At 63.2% G+C, this 13,443-nt stretch carries 13 protein-coding genes; 5 read left to right on the forward strand and 8 right to left on the reverse strand.

Annotation, left to right across the window (positions count from 1 at the left end):
* The first annotated feature begins 42 nt into the window (after positions 1-42).
* The 5 genes from KJQ12_RS10275 to KJQ12_RS10295 all read left to right on the forward strand — a co-directional run bounded on the left by KJQ12_RS10275 (position 43) and on the right by KJQ12_RS10295 (position 5,057).
* Complete coding sequence (locus KJQ12_RS10275; protein ID WP_015254691.1) at positions 43-579, forward strand: hypothetical protein; 537 nt, start codon at positions 43-45, stop codon at positions 577-579.
* The gene (locus KJQ12_RS10280) at positions 572-2,071 is read left to right on the forward strand and encodes an AAA family ATPase (protein ID WP_213484599.1); all 1,500 of its coding nucleotides are present in this window, start codon (positions 572-574) and stop codon (positions 2,069-2,071) included. Before KJQ12_RS10275 ends, KJQ12_RS10280 begins: the two co-directional genes overlap by 8 nt.
* A 95-nt stretch (positions 2,072-2,166) precedes the next feature.
* Positions 2,167-3,081, forward strand: coding sequence for a 3-hydroxyacyl-CoA dehydrogenase family protein (locus KJQ12_RS10285; protein WP_425315974.1), 915 nt, complete (start codon positions 2,167-2,169; stop codon positions 3,079-3,081).
* Positions 3,078-4,316 (forward strand): acetate/propionate family kinase, encoded by a 1,239-nt coding sequence (locus KJQ12_RS10290; protein ID WP_213484600.1) that lies wholly within the window; start codon positions 3,078-3,080, stop codon positions 4,314-4,316. Before KJQ12_RS10285 ends, KJQ12_RS10290 begins: the two co-directional genes overlap by 4 nt.
* Positions 4,317-4,346: 30 nt before the next feature.
* Positions 4,347-5,057, forward strand: a complete 711-nt coding sequence (locus KJQ12_RS10295; RefSeq protein WP_213484601.1) for a DnaD domain-containing protein — start codon at positions 4,347-4,349, stop codon at positions 5,055-5,057.
* Positions 5,058-5,107: 50 nt separating this feature from the next.
* On the opposite strand, the gene mtnB is transcribed toward KJQ12_RS10295, so the two are convergent.
* From mtnB to KJQ12_RS10335, 8 genes are all read right to left on the reverse strand, one after another.
* Positions 5,108-5,770, reverse strand: coding sequence for a methylthioribulose 1-phosphate dehydratase (mtnB, locus tag KJQ12_RS10300; protein ID WP_015254686.1), 663 nt, complete (start codon positions 5,768-5,770; stop codon positions 5,108-5,110).
* Positions 5,767-6,435 (reverse strand): 2-hydroxy-3-keto-5-methylthiopentenyl-1-phosphate phosphatase, encoded by a 669-nt coding sequence (locus KJQ12_RS10305; RefSeq protein ID WP_015254685.1) that lies wholly within the window; start codon positions 6,433-6,435, stop codon positions 5,767-5,769. The genes mtnB and KJQ12_RS10305 overlap by 4 nt, the downstream gene beginning before the upstream one ends.
* Positions 6,432-7,655, reverse strand: a complete 1,224-nt coding sequence (locus KJQ12_RS10310) for a 2,3-diketo-5-methylthiopentyl-1-phosphate enolase (RefSeq protein ID WP_015254684.1) — start codon at positions 7,653-7,655, stop codon at positions 6,432-6,434. The genes KJQ12_RS10305 and KJQ12_RS10310 overlap by 4 nt, the downstream gene beginning before the upstream one ends.
* A complete protein-coding gene (gene proC / locus KJQ12_RS10315) occupies positions 7,656-8,537 on the reverse strand; it encodes a pyrroline-5-carboxylate reductase (protein WP_213484602.1) in 882 nt (293 codons plus the stop codon).
* A 17-nt stretch (positions 8,538-8,554) separates the two neighbouring features.
* Positions 8,555-9,820 carry a glutamate-5-semialdehyde dehydrogenase gene (locus KJQ12_RS10320; protein WP_015254682.1) on the reverse strand — a complete coding sequence of 422 codons (1,266 nt, stop codon included), beginning with the start codon at positions 9,818-9,820 and terminating at the stop codon, positions 8,555-8,557.
* A gap of 42 nt (positions 9,821-9,862) precedes the next feature.
* On the reverse strand, positions 9,863-10,966 hold the full coding sequence (gene proB / locus KJQ12_RS10325; RefSeq protein ID WP_213484603.1) for a glutamate 5-kinase: 1,104 nt from the start codon (positions 10,964-10,966) through the stop codon (positions 9,863-9,865).
* A gap of 389 nt (positions 10,967-11,355) precedes the next feature.
* Positions 11,356-12,549 (reverse strand): pyridoxal phosphate-dependent aminotransferase, encoded by a 1,194-nt coding sequence (locus KJQ12_RS10330; RefSeq protein WP_280529258.1) that lies wholly within the window; start codon positions 12,547-12,549, stop codon positions 11,356-11,358.
* Between the two features lie 428 nt (positions 12,550-12,977).
* Positions 12,978-13,433, reverse strand: a complete 456-nt coding sequence (locus KJQ12_RS10335; RefSeq protein ID WP_213484604.1) for a hypothetical protein — start codon at positions 13,431-13,433, stop codon at positions 12,978-12,980.
* Positions 13,434-13,443 lie beyond the last annotated feature (10 nt).

Consider the following 13,443-nt stretch of genomic DNA (forward strand, 5'->3'; position numbering starts at 1 on the left):
ACTCTATTACATACGGCATCGCATGGGAAGGAGGCAACTGAGATGACGCACATACGCATTGTCCCTGTGTTGCTGACGGCGCTGCTGACAGGCGCCGTGTTGTTCGGCGGCTGGTTCGGCTACCGCCATTTCGCGGTCGAACAACCGCTGGCCGTGACGTTCGCCGGCATCGAAGGCGTGACGGCTTATGATCCGATTGTGACTGACGATCGCGTGACGGTGGAAATCACGCTTGACGGAACGGTTAATCTTGCGGAAGTCTATCGGAACATCCGGGAGCAGGCGGGAAGCTCCCTCGGCGGACGCGAGCTCGATCTGGTCATCCGCCAGGAGCGGAACGAGAAGCTGGAGAAGATCTGGTCATCGGCGCTTTTCACGATCGCGCAGGCGATGGAAAACCGCCGATACGCCGACATTCCGGAAGCCGCCCGCAAGCTTGAAGCCGCACACTCCGGGCTTTCCGTAGAGACGGAGATGGACGAATATAATGTTTATCTTACGCTGAAGCTGGACGGCGCGGTCAAGTATGTCGTGCTTCCCCGCCAGCCTGCCGTGCTGGGGGTGTGGCCGAATGCTTAAATACTGGAAAGAGATGCTGATCGGCTTCACGCCGGTTCTGCTGCTGTTTCTGTACTTCATCGGCGTCAATGTCGTGCCGATCTTGCTGGCGGCGGCCGTCATCGGCGTTCTGTTCTATGTCGCCCGGTCGCGCGGCCAGCTGACCGCGCTGAGCGGCGGAAGGCAGGCCGCGAGGAAACGGCCGTCCATGCTGTCGTTCGATGAAATCGGCGGCCAGGAACGGGCCAAGCAGGAGCTGATGGAGGCGCTCGAATTCCTGATTCGGCCGGATGAGATCGCGCGCTTCGGCATTCGTCCGCTGAAAGGCATTCTGCTCACCGGCCCTCCGGGCACCGGCAAGACGCTGCTCGCCAAGGCGGCGGCCCACCACACGGATTCGGTCTTCGTCGCGGCTTCGGGCAGCGAATTCGTCGAGATGTACGTCGGCGTCGGCGCGAGCCGGATCCGCGATCTGTTCCGCGAAGCGCGCCAGAAGGCGCAGAAGACGGGCAAGAACAGCGCCGTCATTTTTATCGACGAGATCGATGTCATCGGCGGCAGGCGCGACGGCGGACAGCATCGCGAATACGACCAGACGCTCAATCAGCTGCTGACCGAGATGGACGGCATCCAGACGAACGAGTCCCCCCGCATTCTGTTGATCGCCGCTACGAACCGCAAGGACACGCTCGACAGCGCGCTGCTGCGCCCGGGACGATTCGACCGGCACATCGCGGTCGATCTTCCGGACAAGAAAGGACGCAAGCATATTCTGTCCATCCATGCCGCCGGCAAGCCGCTCGGCAAGACGGCCGACCTGGACAAAGTCGCCGAAGAGACGTTCGGCTTCTCGGGCGCCCAGCTCGAGAGCGTCCTGAACGAAGCGGCCATTTACGCGATGCGCGAAGAATCCGAGTGTATTGAGATGCATCATCTGACGATGGCGATCGACAAGGTGATGATGGGCGAGAAGACGGACCGCGAGGCGACGAAGGAAGAGCGGGAGCGGGTGGCGCTCCACGAACTGGGCCATGCGATCATGGCCGAGATCGTCCGTCCGGGCAGCGTCTCGACGGTCGCGCTGTCGCCGCGCGGGCAGGCGCTCGGCTACGTGCGCCACAATCCGCAGCAGGACCGCTACCTGTACACGACGGAATATCTCGAAGGCCAGATCATGGTTGCGCTCGCAGGCGCGGCCGCGGAAGAACTGTTCTACGGCGGCCGCAGCACCGGGTCGCGCGGCGATTTCGAGCAGGCGATGAATATCGTGCGCACGATGGCCGAGTCGGGACTGACCGAACTGGGCATCGTCGATCCCGGCATGATGACGCCCGAGACGTTCTCCCGTGTGGCGCGGGATCTGCTGGACCGTCTCATGGAGAAGACGAAGGCGCTCCTCGCGGAGCGGCGGGATGTGTTCGAGCGTTCGCTCGAGCTGCTCATGCGCGAAGAATCACTGAGCGGGGACGTGTTCCGCGAATTTCTGCACGGTTCCATGCGCGCAGGCGCGTGACGTGTGAGATCGAAATCTGCGGGATTCTGACGGTTGTGTGAACGATGGAAGGCGTCCGTCCGGACGCCTTCTTTTTTGTGATCGGCATCGGTATAATGGTAGAGAAGTCGCACTACCAGATAAAGCAGGTGATCGGCTTGACGATTCGCAAAGTCGGCGTTGTCGGCGCCGGAACGATGGGACAGGGCATCTCGGAGATGCTGGCGTTCAAGGGATTGGACGTGCTGCTGACCGACCGGTCGGAGCAGCATCTGAACCACGGTCTGCGCCAGATTGAACAAAGTTTGGACAAGCAGATTGAGAAATGGGCCTTGACGAAGGCTGAGAAGAAACTGATTCTCGGGCGGATCCGCCCGGTCGGATCGCTCGAAGAGATGGCCGATTGCGACATGGTCATCGAGACGATCTCGGAAGATCTGAATCTGAAGAAGCAGGTGTTCACGGAACTCGACCGGGTGTGCGGACCGGACATCATCCTCGCGAGCAATACGTCGACGCTCAGTTTGACGGAACTTGCCGGCGCGACGGCTTATCCGGAACGCGTCATCGGCCTGCACTTCATTTACCCCGCCTTCAAGGTGGACGTCGTCGAACTGATCCGCGGCCTGAAAACGTCCGATGAGACGTTCGAGACGGTGAGACGGTTCGTCGAAAATACGCTGAACAAACAGGGGATCATGGTTTACGAGTCCCCGGGATTCGTCACGTCCCGCCTCATCTGTCTGTTCATCAACGAGGCGGCGAATCTTCTCCAGGAAGGCGTCGCGACGGCGGAGGATATCGACCGCGCGATGCGGATCGGCTATTCGTTCAAGCACGGCCCGTTCGAGATGGCGGACCGTTTCGGCCTCGATTCGGTCGTGGCGGCGCTGGAACAGATGTTCAGGGAATACGGCGAGCTGAAATATCGCCCGTCCGTCGTGCTGAAGAAGATGGTCCGCGCCGGGCAGCTCGGTGTGAAGACGGGTGAAGGATTCTTCAAGTACGATGAGGACGGGGATCGGATATGAAAATATTGGTCATCAACGCGGGCAGTTCGTCGATCAAATATCAGCTCTACAATATGAAGGACGAGTCGGTGCTGGCGAGCGGCCGCGTCGAGCGGATCGGCACGGAGTCGGCGATTGTGACCCACGAGCCGGCCGCGGGGCCCGGCGTCCGCGAAGTCAGCGGAATTCTTGACCATGTGACGGCCGTCCGGCGCGTCCTGGATCTGCTTCTGCACCGGGAGCACGGCGTCGTTGCCTCGATCGCGGAGATCGAGGCGGTCGGCCACCGGGTCGTGCACGGCGGGGAGACGTTCAAGGCGTCGGTGCTCGTCGACGACGAAGTAAAGCGCAGCATCCGCGATCTGTTCGACCTGGCGCCGCTGCACAATCCGGCCGCGCTGATGGGCATCAACGCCGTCGAGCAGAACATGCCGAACATGCCGCAGGCGGTCGTATTCGATACGGCGTTCCATCAGACGATGCCGCGCCACGCGTATCTGTATCCGATCCCGATGGCGCTGTACAGACGGCACAAGATTCGCCGCTACGGTTTCCACGGCACATCGCATTTCTATGTGAGCGAACGGGCGGCCGAGATGATCGGCAGGCCGATCGCGGAACTGAAAATGATCACCTGCCACATCGGCAACGGCGCGAGCTGCACCGCGATCCAGGGCGGGAAATCGATCGATACGAGCATGGGGCTTACGCCGCTTGAAGGGCTGATGATGGGCACGAGAAGCGGCGACATCGACCCGGCGGTCGTGCCGTTCGTCATGAGCAAGGAAGAATTGACGCTCGGCGAAGTGAATTCCATGCTGAACAAGCATTCCGGGATGCTGGCGATCTCCGGCTTCAGCGGGGATATGCGCGAAATCGTCGAGGCGATGGAAGACGGAGACCGGAATGCGAAGCTCGCGTTCGACATGTTCTGCTATCGTTTGCGCAAGTATGTCGGTGCTTACGCCGCGGCGATGAACGGGCTGGACGTGCTCGTCTTCACGGCCGGCATCGGCGAGAATTCGGCGCACGTCCGCAAGGCGGTGTGCGAGGGCCTGACATTCCTGGGCGTGCAGCTCGACGAAACGGCGAATCAGCGGCATTCGAAGGATGCGCGCTTCATCTCGGCGCCGGATTCGCGCGTGAAAGTGCTCGTCGTGCCGACGAACGAGGAATTGATTATTGCGCGCGACACGTTCCGCCTCGTGTCGGAGCGCAAAGCAGCCGGCGATTCGCCGGTCTCCCGCGGACAATAAGTCCGGGCGGCGGCAGGAAGGGGGATGCGGATGACGGATTTCGGGCGGGACGCGCAAGCGGGAAGCGCCGCCGAACTGCTGGCGGAAGGCGGCATATTTGTACCGCAATTTGTGCTTCGCACTTACCGTGCGCTCGGACTCTCAGACGCGGAATTCATGCTGCTGCTGCAGATTGCCGGTTTCCGGCATGCGGAGGGCAACGCGTTCCCGACGCCGGACGAGATCGGCGAACGGATGGGGATCGGCGAAGGGAAAGTCGCCGAACTGATCGGCGGTCTGATCCGCCGCGGGTTCCTGGAGATCGACGAACGGATCGATCCGGAGACGGGCGTCATTTCGGAGGCGTACCGCTGGACCGGCTGGTACGAACGGGCCGCGGCTTCGGCCGTGAAGGATCGCGCCGCGCCGGCGGCCGGGGGTACCGGCCCCGCCGTTTCGCGTCCTCCCGCTGATCGAAGGGGAGAGGCGCCCGAACAGCCCCCGAGTCTGTTCGCCGTGTTTGAGCGGGAATTCGGGCGGCCGCTGTCGCCGATGGAGCTGGAGACGATCTCGGCCTGGCTGGACCAGGACCGCTATCCCGAAGAGCTGATCCGCGTCGCGTTGAAGGAGGCGGTGTTCGCGGGGAAGCTGAGTTTCCGCTACATCGACCGCATTTTGCTGGAATGGAGCCGGAACCGGATCACAAGCGCGGAGGAAGCGCGGCTGCGCGCGCGGCAGTTCCGCGGACGAACGCAAGGGTGAAACGCAACAAAGCCCGGATATCACATGGTTGTGATGTCCGGGCTTTGCATTTATCGCCGGCTGCCCTGGAGCAGTTCCCAGCGATAAACGTACTCGAACAGAAATTCGAATGCTTCGAGATGTTTCTTCGCTTCCTGCACATCCCGCCCCCAGGCATAAATGCCGTGCTTGCGCAGCAGGATGCCGGGGATGCGCGGATCAAGCCGCTCCGTAACCTCGGGCACGATGCGCGGGATGTCGGCGTAGTTCGGCACGATCGGGATGTCGATCGACGCTTCTTCTTCCCAGATATTGAACGCTTTGATCAGTTCGACGCCGTGGACCGGCACCGCGCGCCGTTCCCAGAACCATTCCGAGACGACGTTGTTGTACACGGTATGGACGTGGGCGATGGCGCCGCAGCCCGTCAGCCGGTAAATTTCGCAATGGATGAGCGTCTCGGCGGACGGCTTGAGCGCCGTGGACTCGGCCGGCTTGCCGTCCTGGTCGACGAACAGGAAATCTTCCGGCGTCGAGCGGGACTTGTCCTTGCCGCTGGCCGTGATCGCAAAGTGGAACTGTTCCGGCCGGTACTCGCCGACGCGCACGGACAGGTTGCCGCTTGTGCCCGCGAACAGGCCGCGGGAGGCGAGCGTCGCCTTCAGTTCCCCGAGTTCGGAGAGGGCGCGCTGCTTCTCTTCGGTTGTGAGGCTCAAGAATGCGTTGCCGCTCATGATTCCACCCTTTCTTCGAGCGCGTCAATGACGTCGTAGAACGTTTCGAACGGCGTGAAGGGCACGCCGAGCGCTTTGCATTTTTCCGTCAGATGCGACCTCGCGAACACGACGTCGGCCAGTTTCGCCGCCTCGAAATCGGTCACGCTGTCGCCGATCACGATCCGCTCGCATCGCTCGGGCGGGAAGCGGCGCATGATCGTCGTCTTGCACATGCCGCAGTCGTTCGTGCACGGCGGCTCGCACGGATGCGGCCACGTAATTTCGACGCGCTCGCCCGAGAAATCGCTGCCGTTGCAGAAGATACGGTCGCGCGGGATGTCGAATCGGGCAAGGATCGGGTAGACGAAAAAGTCGATGCCGCCGCTCGTCACATAGAAATCGATGCCCTCGTACCTGCAGAAGCGGATCAGCTCCGCGAAGCCTTCGCGGATGACCGCATTGTTGACCGCATAATCGATGATCTCGTCCTTCTTCGATGTCGGCAGCAGCCGGAACATTTCGCCGACGCCCTTGCGGATCGATTTTCGCTCGGCGATGACGTCGTCCACAATCTGCTGCCAGCCGGGCGGGTCGAAATGGCGGATGATTGCGACGATGTTGTCGTTCATCGTGATGGTCCCGTCGAAGTCGCAGAAAATGATCCGTTCTTTCGCCTGCGTCATTCCTTGATCCCCCATGCCTCGATTGCCGCCCGCAGTTCGTCGTGCCGCTTAGCGGCCTCGCGCAGAGGTTCGCCGGCCAGCACGGCGTCGATTGCCTGCCGGAAGGCGCGGCCGCCGGCGGCCGTGCCGAGCGGATGGCCGTGAATGCCGCCCCCCGCGTTGACGACGACGTCGAGGCCGAAGTCCCGGTGAATGAGCGGCACGAGGCCGGGGTGAATGCCGGCCGACGGGACCGGGAAGCTCTTCCGGAGCGGCAGCCCGTCGCTTGTCAGCGCGTCTTTGAGCGCCATGTTCTCCTCCTTCGGCATGACGACCGAGCCGTAGGGGGAGGGGAACAGGACAAGGTCGGCGCCGGCGAGCCGCATCAGCTTGCCAAGCAGAAGCGGCGCGGCGATGCCGTAATGCGGCGACGGATAGATCGCGCCGGAAACCGCGGGATGCGCGGCGATCGGCACGTGGATCTCCGGATCGCGGGCCAGCTCGGCGAGCGCGTCGAAACCGTAGGCGAGCACGTTGAAGAGCAGTGCGTTCGCGCCGGCTCTGATCGCCCGCTTGGCGTTCTCCGCGAGTTTGAACGTCGGACCGGTCAGGTTCACGGCGTACAGCAGCTCCTGGCCGGTTTCGCGTTTCGCTTCGGCCGCCGCGGCCATGCACGCCTCGACGCGCTTCTCAAGCGGCGTCAGCGGGTTTTCGAACAGAATCTCGTCGTCCTTGATCAGGTCGACGCCGCCGAGTGCCTGCCGGAAGAATTGTTCCCGCAGATTCGGGAGGTCGTGGCCGATGACCGATTTGAAGATGCTCATGAGAAGCGGACGGTTCTCGACCCCGAGCTGTTTCCGCACGCCCTCGATGCCGAACTTCGGCCCCGGGAAGGCGGACAGAAAGTCTTCCGAGAAATCGAGATCGATCAGCTTGATCCGTCCGTCCATCGACAGTTTGCCGAACACGGTGACGAGCAGCGCCGGGATGTCGCGGCTGAAGTTGATGTCCGGATAATCGATGACGATGTCGGCGTACCGTTCGCCGGTGGGCGACTCCGCCGCCGGCACCTCGGTGACGGAGACGACTTTGCCGAGGTGCTTCTCCATCTCCGCCTTGCGCGCTTCGGGCAGGTCGGTCCAGCTGCCGACGGTCAGCCCGACGGCGATGCCCTGCGCTTTCTTGCCGAAATCGGCTTTCTCATCGTAGCAACGATAGGTTGCACGGCAATATCCGCTCATTTATGTGATGCTCCTTTCCAGTTCGGCGCCCATTTCGCCGGCCCGTTCCGCCGCGCGGCGCATCGCTTGTCCGACCGCGCCGCGGAAATCAAGCCGCTCGAACGTCTCGATGGCCGCCTGCGTCGTGCCGCCGGGCGACGTTACCTTGCGGCGCAGCTCGGCCGGCTCCTCGCCGGTTTCGAGCACCATGCGCGCCGCGCCGAGCACGGTCTGCACGGTCAACGCCCGCGCCGTGTCTTCGGCGAGTCCGAGCGAGACGGCCGTATCGATCATCGCTTCCATCATGTAGTACAGGTAAGCGGGGCCGCTGCCCGACACTGCCGTTACGGCGTTGATCAGCGATTCGTCGACGACGCGCGCGATGCCGATTGCTCGGAACATGTTCAGCACAAGCTCCCGCTGCGCGTCTGATGCCGCATCGTTGAAACTGATGCCGGTTGCGCCGAGGCCGATCGTGCTCGACGTGTTCGGCATCGTGCGCGCGATCGGCAGCCGGCGTCCGATGAGCTGTTCGATGGCGGCGATGGACAGCCCGGCGATGACGGAGATCAGCAGCTGTCCGTCCCGAAGGACGGGGGAGAGGCGGCGCAGCGCATCCGCCGCGTCCTTCGGCTTCATGCACAGGAAGATGACGTCCGCTTCGCGGAGCGCCTGCTCCCGCGCCTTGTCGTCCGCCGCGATACGCACGCTGTACCGGTCGCGAAGTTCGTTGAGCCGGGCCGCGTTCGCCCGATTGAACATGACAATGTCGGCAGGTTCCGCCAGACCGGCGGAGATGAGTCCCCGCACGATCGCTTCGGCCATCGAACCGGCGCCGTAGAAGCAAAGTTTGCGTCTGATCAAGCCGTCTGCGGCTCCTTCCGCCTGATGATTCCGTGTCATCGTCAACTGCTCCTTCGTCAGCCCCGGATTTGACCGTTGCCGCGGATTCGGTATTTCGTCGACGTCAGCGCCGGAAGTCCCATCGGACCGCGGGCATGCAGTTTCTGGGTGCTGATGCCGATCTCGGCGCCGAAACCGAATTCGAAGCCGTCCGTGAAACGGGTGGACGCGTTGTGATAGACGGCCGCGGCGTCCACTTCCTGGAGGAACCGCTCGGCGTTCCGATGGTCTTCGGTCACGATGCATTCGGAATGGCGCGTGCCAAATTTCCCGATATGGGCCAGCGCTTCATCCAGGCCGCCGACAATCCGCACGTTCAGGATGTAGTCGTTGTATTCCGTCGCGTAATCATCCTCCGTCGCCGGCCGCACGGCGGGGAAGAGGCGGCGCGTCTCCTCGCAGCCGCGCAGCTCGACATTGGCTTCGGCCAGCGGCTGAAGCAGACGTTCAAGATGCTTGGCCGCAAAATTGCGGTGGACAAGCAGCGTTTCCATCGCGTTGCACACCGACGGGCGCTGCACCTTCGCGTTGAAGGCGATGCGCGCAGCCATCTCCGGATCTGCGCTTTCGTCCACGAACGTGTGGCAGATGCCGGCGCCCGTCTCGATGACCGGCACGGTCGCGTTCTCGACGACGTTGCGAATGAGCGAGGCGCCGCCGCGCGGAATGATGACGTCAAGCAGGCCGTTCAGCTTGAGCATCGCGTCGACCGAACGGCGGTCGGAGTCCTCGATCAGCTGCAGCGCGTCCGGCGGCATGTCGGTGCCGGCGAGCGCGCGGCGCAGCACGTCAACGATCCGCCGGTTCGACTCGATCGCCGCCGAACCGCCGCGCAGCACGATGGCGTTGCCGGTCTTGAGGCAGAGCCCGGCCGCGTCGACGGTGACGTTCGGCCGCGCTTCGTAGATCATGCCGATGACGCCGAGCGGCACGCGCACCTGCTCGATATGGAGCCCGTTCGGACGCTCGAATGTCTCGAGCACCTCGCCGACCGGATCGGGCAGCTCGACGATTTGCCGGAGCCCTTCGGCGATGCCGGCAATCCGGTTCTCATCGAGCTTCAGTCTGTCAAGCAGGGAAGCGGAGGTGCCGCTCACCTTTCCACGCTCCAGGTCTTCCTTGTTCGCGGCAATGATCGCGTCCTGCTCGCGCACGAGCGCGTCGGCCATGGCGAGCAGCGCCACATTCTTCTGCGCTGTCGTCAGCCGGTTCATCGCCGGCAGCGCGGCGCGGGCCGCCTGCGCCTTCGCTTTCACTTCGTGAATCGTCGTTTGCTGGGTCATGGCTTATCCCTCCATTGGACAATCTTGGATCCAACTTTCGTGCTAGCGCGGGAACGATACCCATTCGTCCCGATGTATGACTTCCATGCGGACGACGTCGACCCGTTTGCGCACTTCATCGGTGCTGAGGCCGGCAGCCGCCTGCACCTGCCACGAGGCGTAATTCACGACGCCGCGGCCGATCGGCAAGCCGTCCGTGTCGACGACTTCGACGACGTCGCCCGGATGGAACTCGCCTTCAGCCCCGACGATGCCGGCGGGGAGCAGACTGCGGCCTTCGCTGACGAGCGCCCTTGCCGCGCCGGCGTCGACGGTGATGCGGCCGTTCGGGGTCGAGTGAAAACCGATCCACTGTTTCTTCATGGACAAATTGTGCGAGTCGGTGTCGAAATACGTGCCCCGGCCCCTTCCTTCGACCGCCGCGAGGAGATCGCCGGGCTCGCTCGCTTTGCCGACGAACGCCTGGACGCCGCCGCGCATCGCGACGCGCGCCGCTTCGATCTTCGACCGCATGCCGCCGGTGCCGACGGAGCTGCCGGCTCCGCCCGCGATGGCCATGATCCGCTCGGAGATCTCGGTGACGCGTTCGATGCGCTCGGCCTCGGGGTTGCGGCGCGGGTCATCGGTGTACAGGCCGTCCGTGTCGGTCAGAATAATCAGCTGTTTCGCCCGGACGAGGTTGGCGACGAGCGCCGACAGGTTGTCATTGTCGCCGAATTTCAGTCCTTCCACCGTAACGGTGTCGTTCTCGTTGATGATCGGAATGACGCCCCGGCGCATCAGCTCTTCGAGCGCCATCAGCGCGTTGTGGATGCGCTGCCGGTTCGAGAAATCGTGCCGTGTGAGCAAAATTTGCGCAGCGACAATGCCGCTTTCGCCGAACGCTTCCTGGTAGGCCTGCATGAGCAGCGCCTGACCGACGGCCGCCGCCGCCTGTTTCTCGTGCAGCTGCTTCGGCCGGGCGGGGTAGCCGATCTTCCGGAATCCGGCGGCCACGGCGCCCGACGTGACGAGAAGCACTTGCCGCCCGGTGCGGTGCAGCGCAGCGAGTTCGCCGGCGAAGAAGTCGACGCGGGCCCGGTTCAGGCCGCCTTCATCGGATGTCAGGGAGCTTGAGCCGATCTTGACGACGATGCGTTCGCTCATCTCGATCCTTCCTTACGTGTTGTGCTGTCAGGCTCTCAAAAAGAAAAGACCTTCGCCCGTAAAGGACGAAAGTCTGCGCTTCCGCGGTACCACCTTTGTTGACGGCGCAAAGGTCGCCGTCCGACTCGAATCCTGATAACAGCAGGAAGCTGTCCGGCTCGTCGCCGGCCGTTCGGGGGTGGGTTCAGCACGGAGCGCGGCGGATTCTCGCAGCCAAGGCCCGCAGGCGGCATCCGCCCGCCGGAGCCTTCGATTCCGCTCTCTGAACGCGCCTGGAACATGCTTACTGGTCCCGTCATTACGCTTATCCTATCGGATTGTTTGCTATTACCTTATCACGAAAAGGCATCAGTGTAAAGTTGGCGCAACCGGGGCCGTTCGTCCCGTTATCAGCCGAACAGCCCGAGGCGGCCGATTCGCGCCGCGGCTTCCTCCAGCCGCGCTTCGTCGGCGAGCAGCCCGAGCCGCACGTAGCCTTCGCCGGACCGGCCGAATCCGACGCCGGGGGCGAGGACGACGTCCGCCTGTTCGAAGACGAGGTCGGCGAACGATTCGGAGGAGTGCCCGGCGGGCACGGGCAGCCAGCAGAAGAACGAACCGCCCGGCTTCGAGGCCTTCCAGCCGATCCTGTCCAGGGCGCGGAACAGCGTGTCGCGCCGCCGCTCGTACATCGCCGACAGCTCGCGGACGGAATCCTGCGGTCCGGTCAGCGCGTAGGCCGCCGCTTCCTGGATGGCGCCGAACAGGCTGCAATAGTAATGATCCTGAATCAGATTGATCAGGCGGATGACATCGGCGTTGCCCAGCGCGAATCCGACGCGCCAGCCGGCCATGTTGTAGCTCTTCGAAAGCGTATAGAACTCGACGCCGACTTCTTTCGCGCCCGGTGTTTCGAGAAAGCTGACCGGACGCTTGCCGTCGAAGCCGATTGCACCGTAGGCGAAGTCGCTGGCGACGACGATGCCGTGCCGCGCGGCGAACTCGACTGTCTCGGCGTAGAAGGCGGCATCGGCGACGGCGCCCGTCGGATTGTTCGGATAGTTGATGAACATCAGCTTGGCGCGATTCAGATCTTCGGGCTTCAAGGCGCCGTAGTCGGGCAGAAAACCGTTCGACTCGGCGAGCGGCATGAACACCATTCGCGCGCCGGCCAGCGCCACGCCCGACCAATAGTCCGGATAGCCGGGATCCGGCACGAGGCAGACGTCGCCCGGATTGAGCAGGCACTGGCTGATCTCGACCAGTCCGGTCTTGCCGCCGAACAGAATGGCGACCTCCGTGTCCGGATCGAGCTTGACGCCGTAATCTTCCTCATACCGCTTGGCAACGGCTTCTTTCAGGAAGCGGTAGCCGCTGAACGGCGGGTATTTGTGATACAGCGGATTGTCGGCCGCAGCTTTGAGCCGGTCGACGATCGGCTGCGGCGTCGGCTGGTCCGGGTTGCCCTGACCGAGATTGATGACGTCGTATCCTTCGGCCACGCGGGCCGCCGCCTTGGCGGACAATTTGGCGAAAAATTGCGTCGGCAGCTCCTGTATCCGCGCCGCCGGTTCGACGCGGATGCGGGCGATCTGTCGCTTCATCCATGACCACTCCCGCTCGCTTCCGCGCCCGCCGGCCGACTGAAGCGCCGGACGGGCGGCGGAAGGCATAATATCCTAATCTAGCACGGATTGACGGGGCTGTCGAGTGGTTGAGGATTATTTTTCTGTGTGAAACGGTCGGAATACCCCGGAATAATTATTTTATTCGGATGGTGAACAAGCTCGGCTAGTTAGAGGAAGCTTCTTCGCTTAGCTAAGATGGGCCGACTGAACGGGGCGATAAAGGATCGACTGAACGAGAGTGATGAAGCCAACCGCACGGTGAGACGGTCCGGCCGATGGCTTCTGCCGACCACAGGCGAACGGCTGACAGGCGGTCGAGCCGCCCGTCAGCCGGTTGACCGGTCCGCAACCGGCCCTGGAATATGCCGGAGTCCGCGGCATCCGGCAGCCTGTGCGCAATCCGGCTATTGCTGCGGAGCGCCCGGGGCGGCGATCTTGCGGAAGAACGGTCTCAAGTCGGCGTCGAAGTTCAGCAGGTACGGCCGGTTGCCCGAATCGAAAACGAGCAGCATCGGCTTCTCCCGTTCGCAATAGAACAGGAAGATGTCACGGACGGTGATCGATGTACCGCCGATCCGCACCACGCCGGGCTCGGCAAGCGGCACCCGGTAGACGTAGCTGCATTCCTCGCCGGGCTGCAGCTTCGGCGACAGGCCGGTCACCGATTGCAGCCATTCGCGCGCCATCCGCTGGAATTCCTCGTCGTTCGCCACGGAATGGACGACTTTGCCGGCTTTCACGTCAAAGATTTGCACCGGTCTTGCGGGCAAACGCTCTGTCTTCCCGGCCGCGTGCAATCCGGCGGACGGCAGCAGGACAGTCGCCAGCGCAATTAGTGCGGCCAGCAGGGATCTCGGCATGGGATCAGCT

The sequence above is a fragment of the Thermobacillus xylanilyticus genome (genome assembly GCF_907165215.1).
Taxonomy (GTDB): domain Bacteria; phylum Bacillota; class Bacilli; order Paenibacillales; family Paenibacillaceae; genus Thermobacillus; species Thermobacillus xylanilyticus.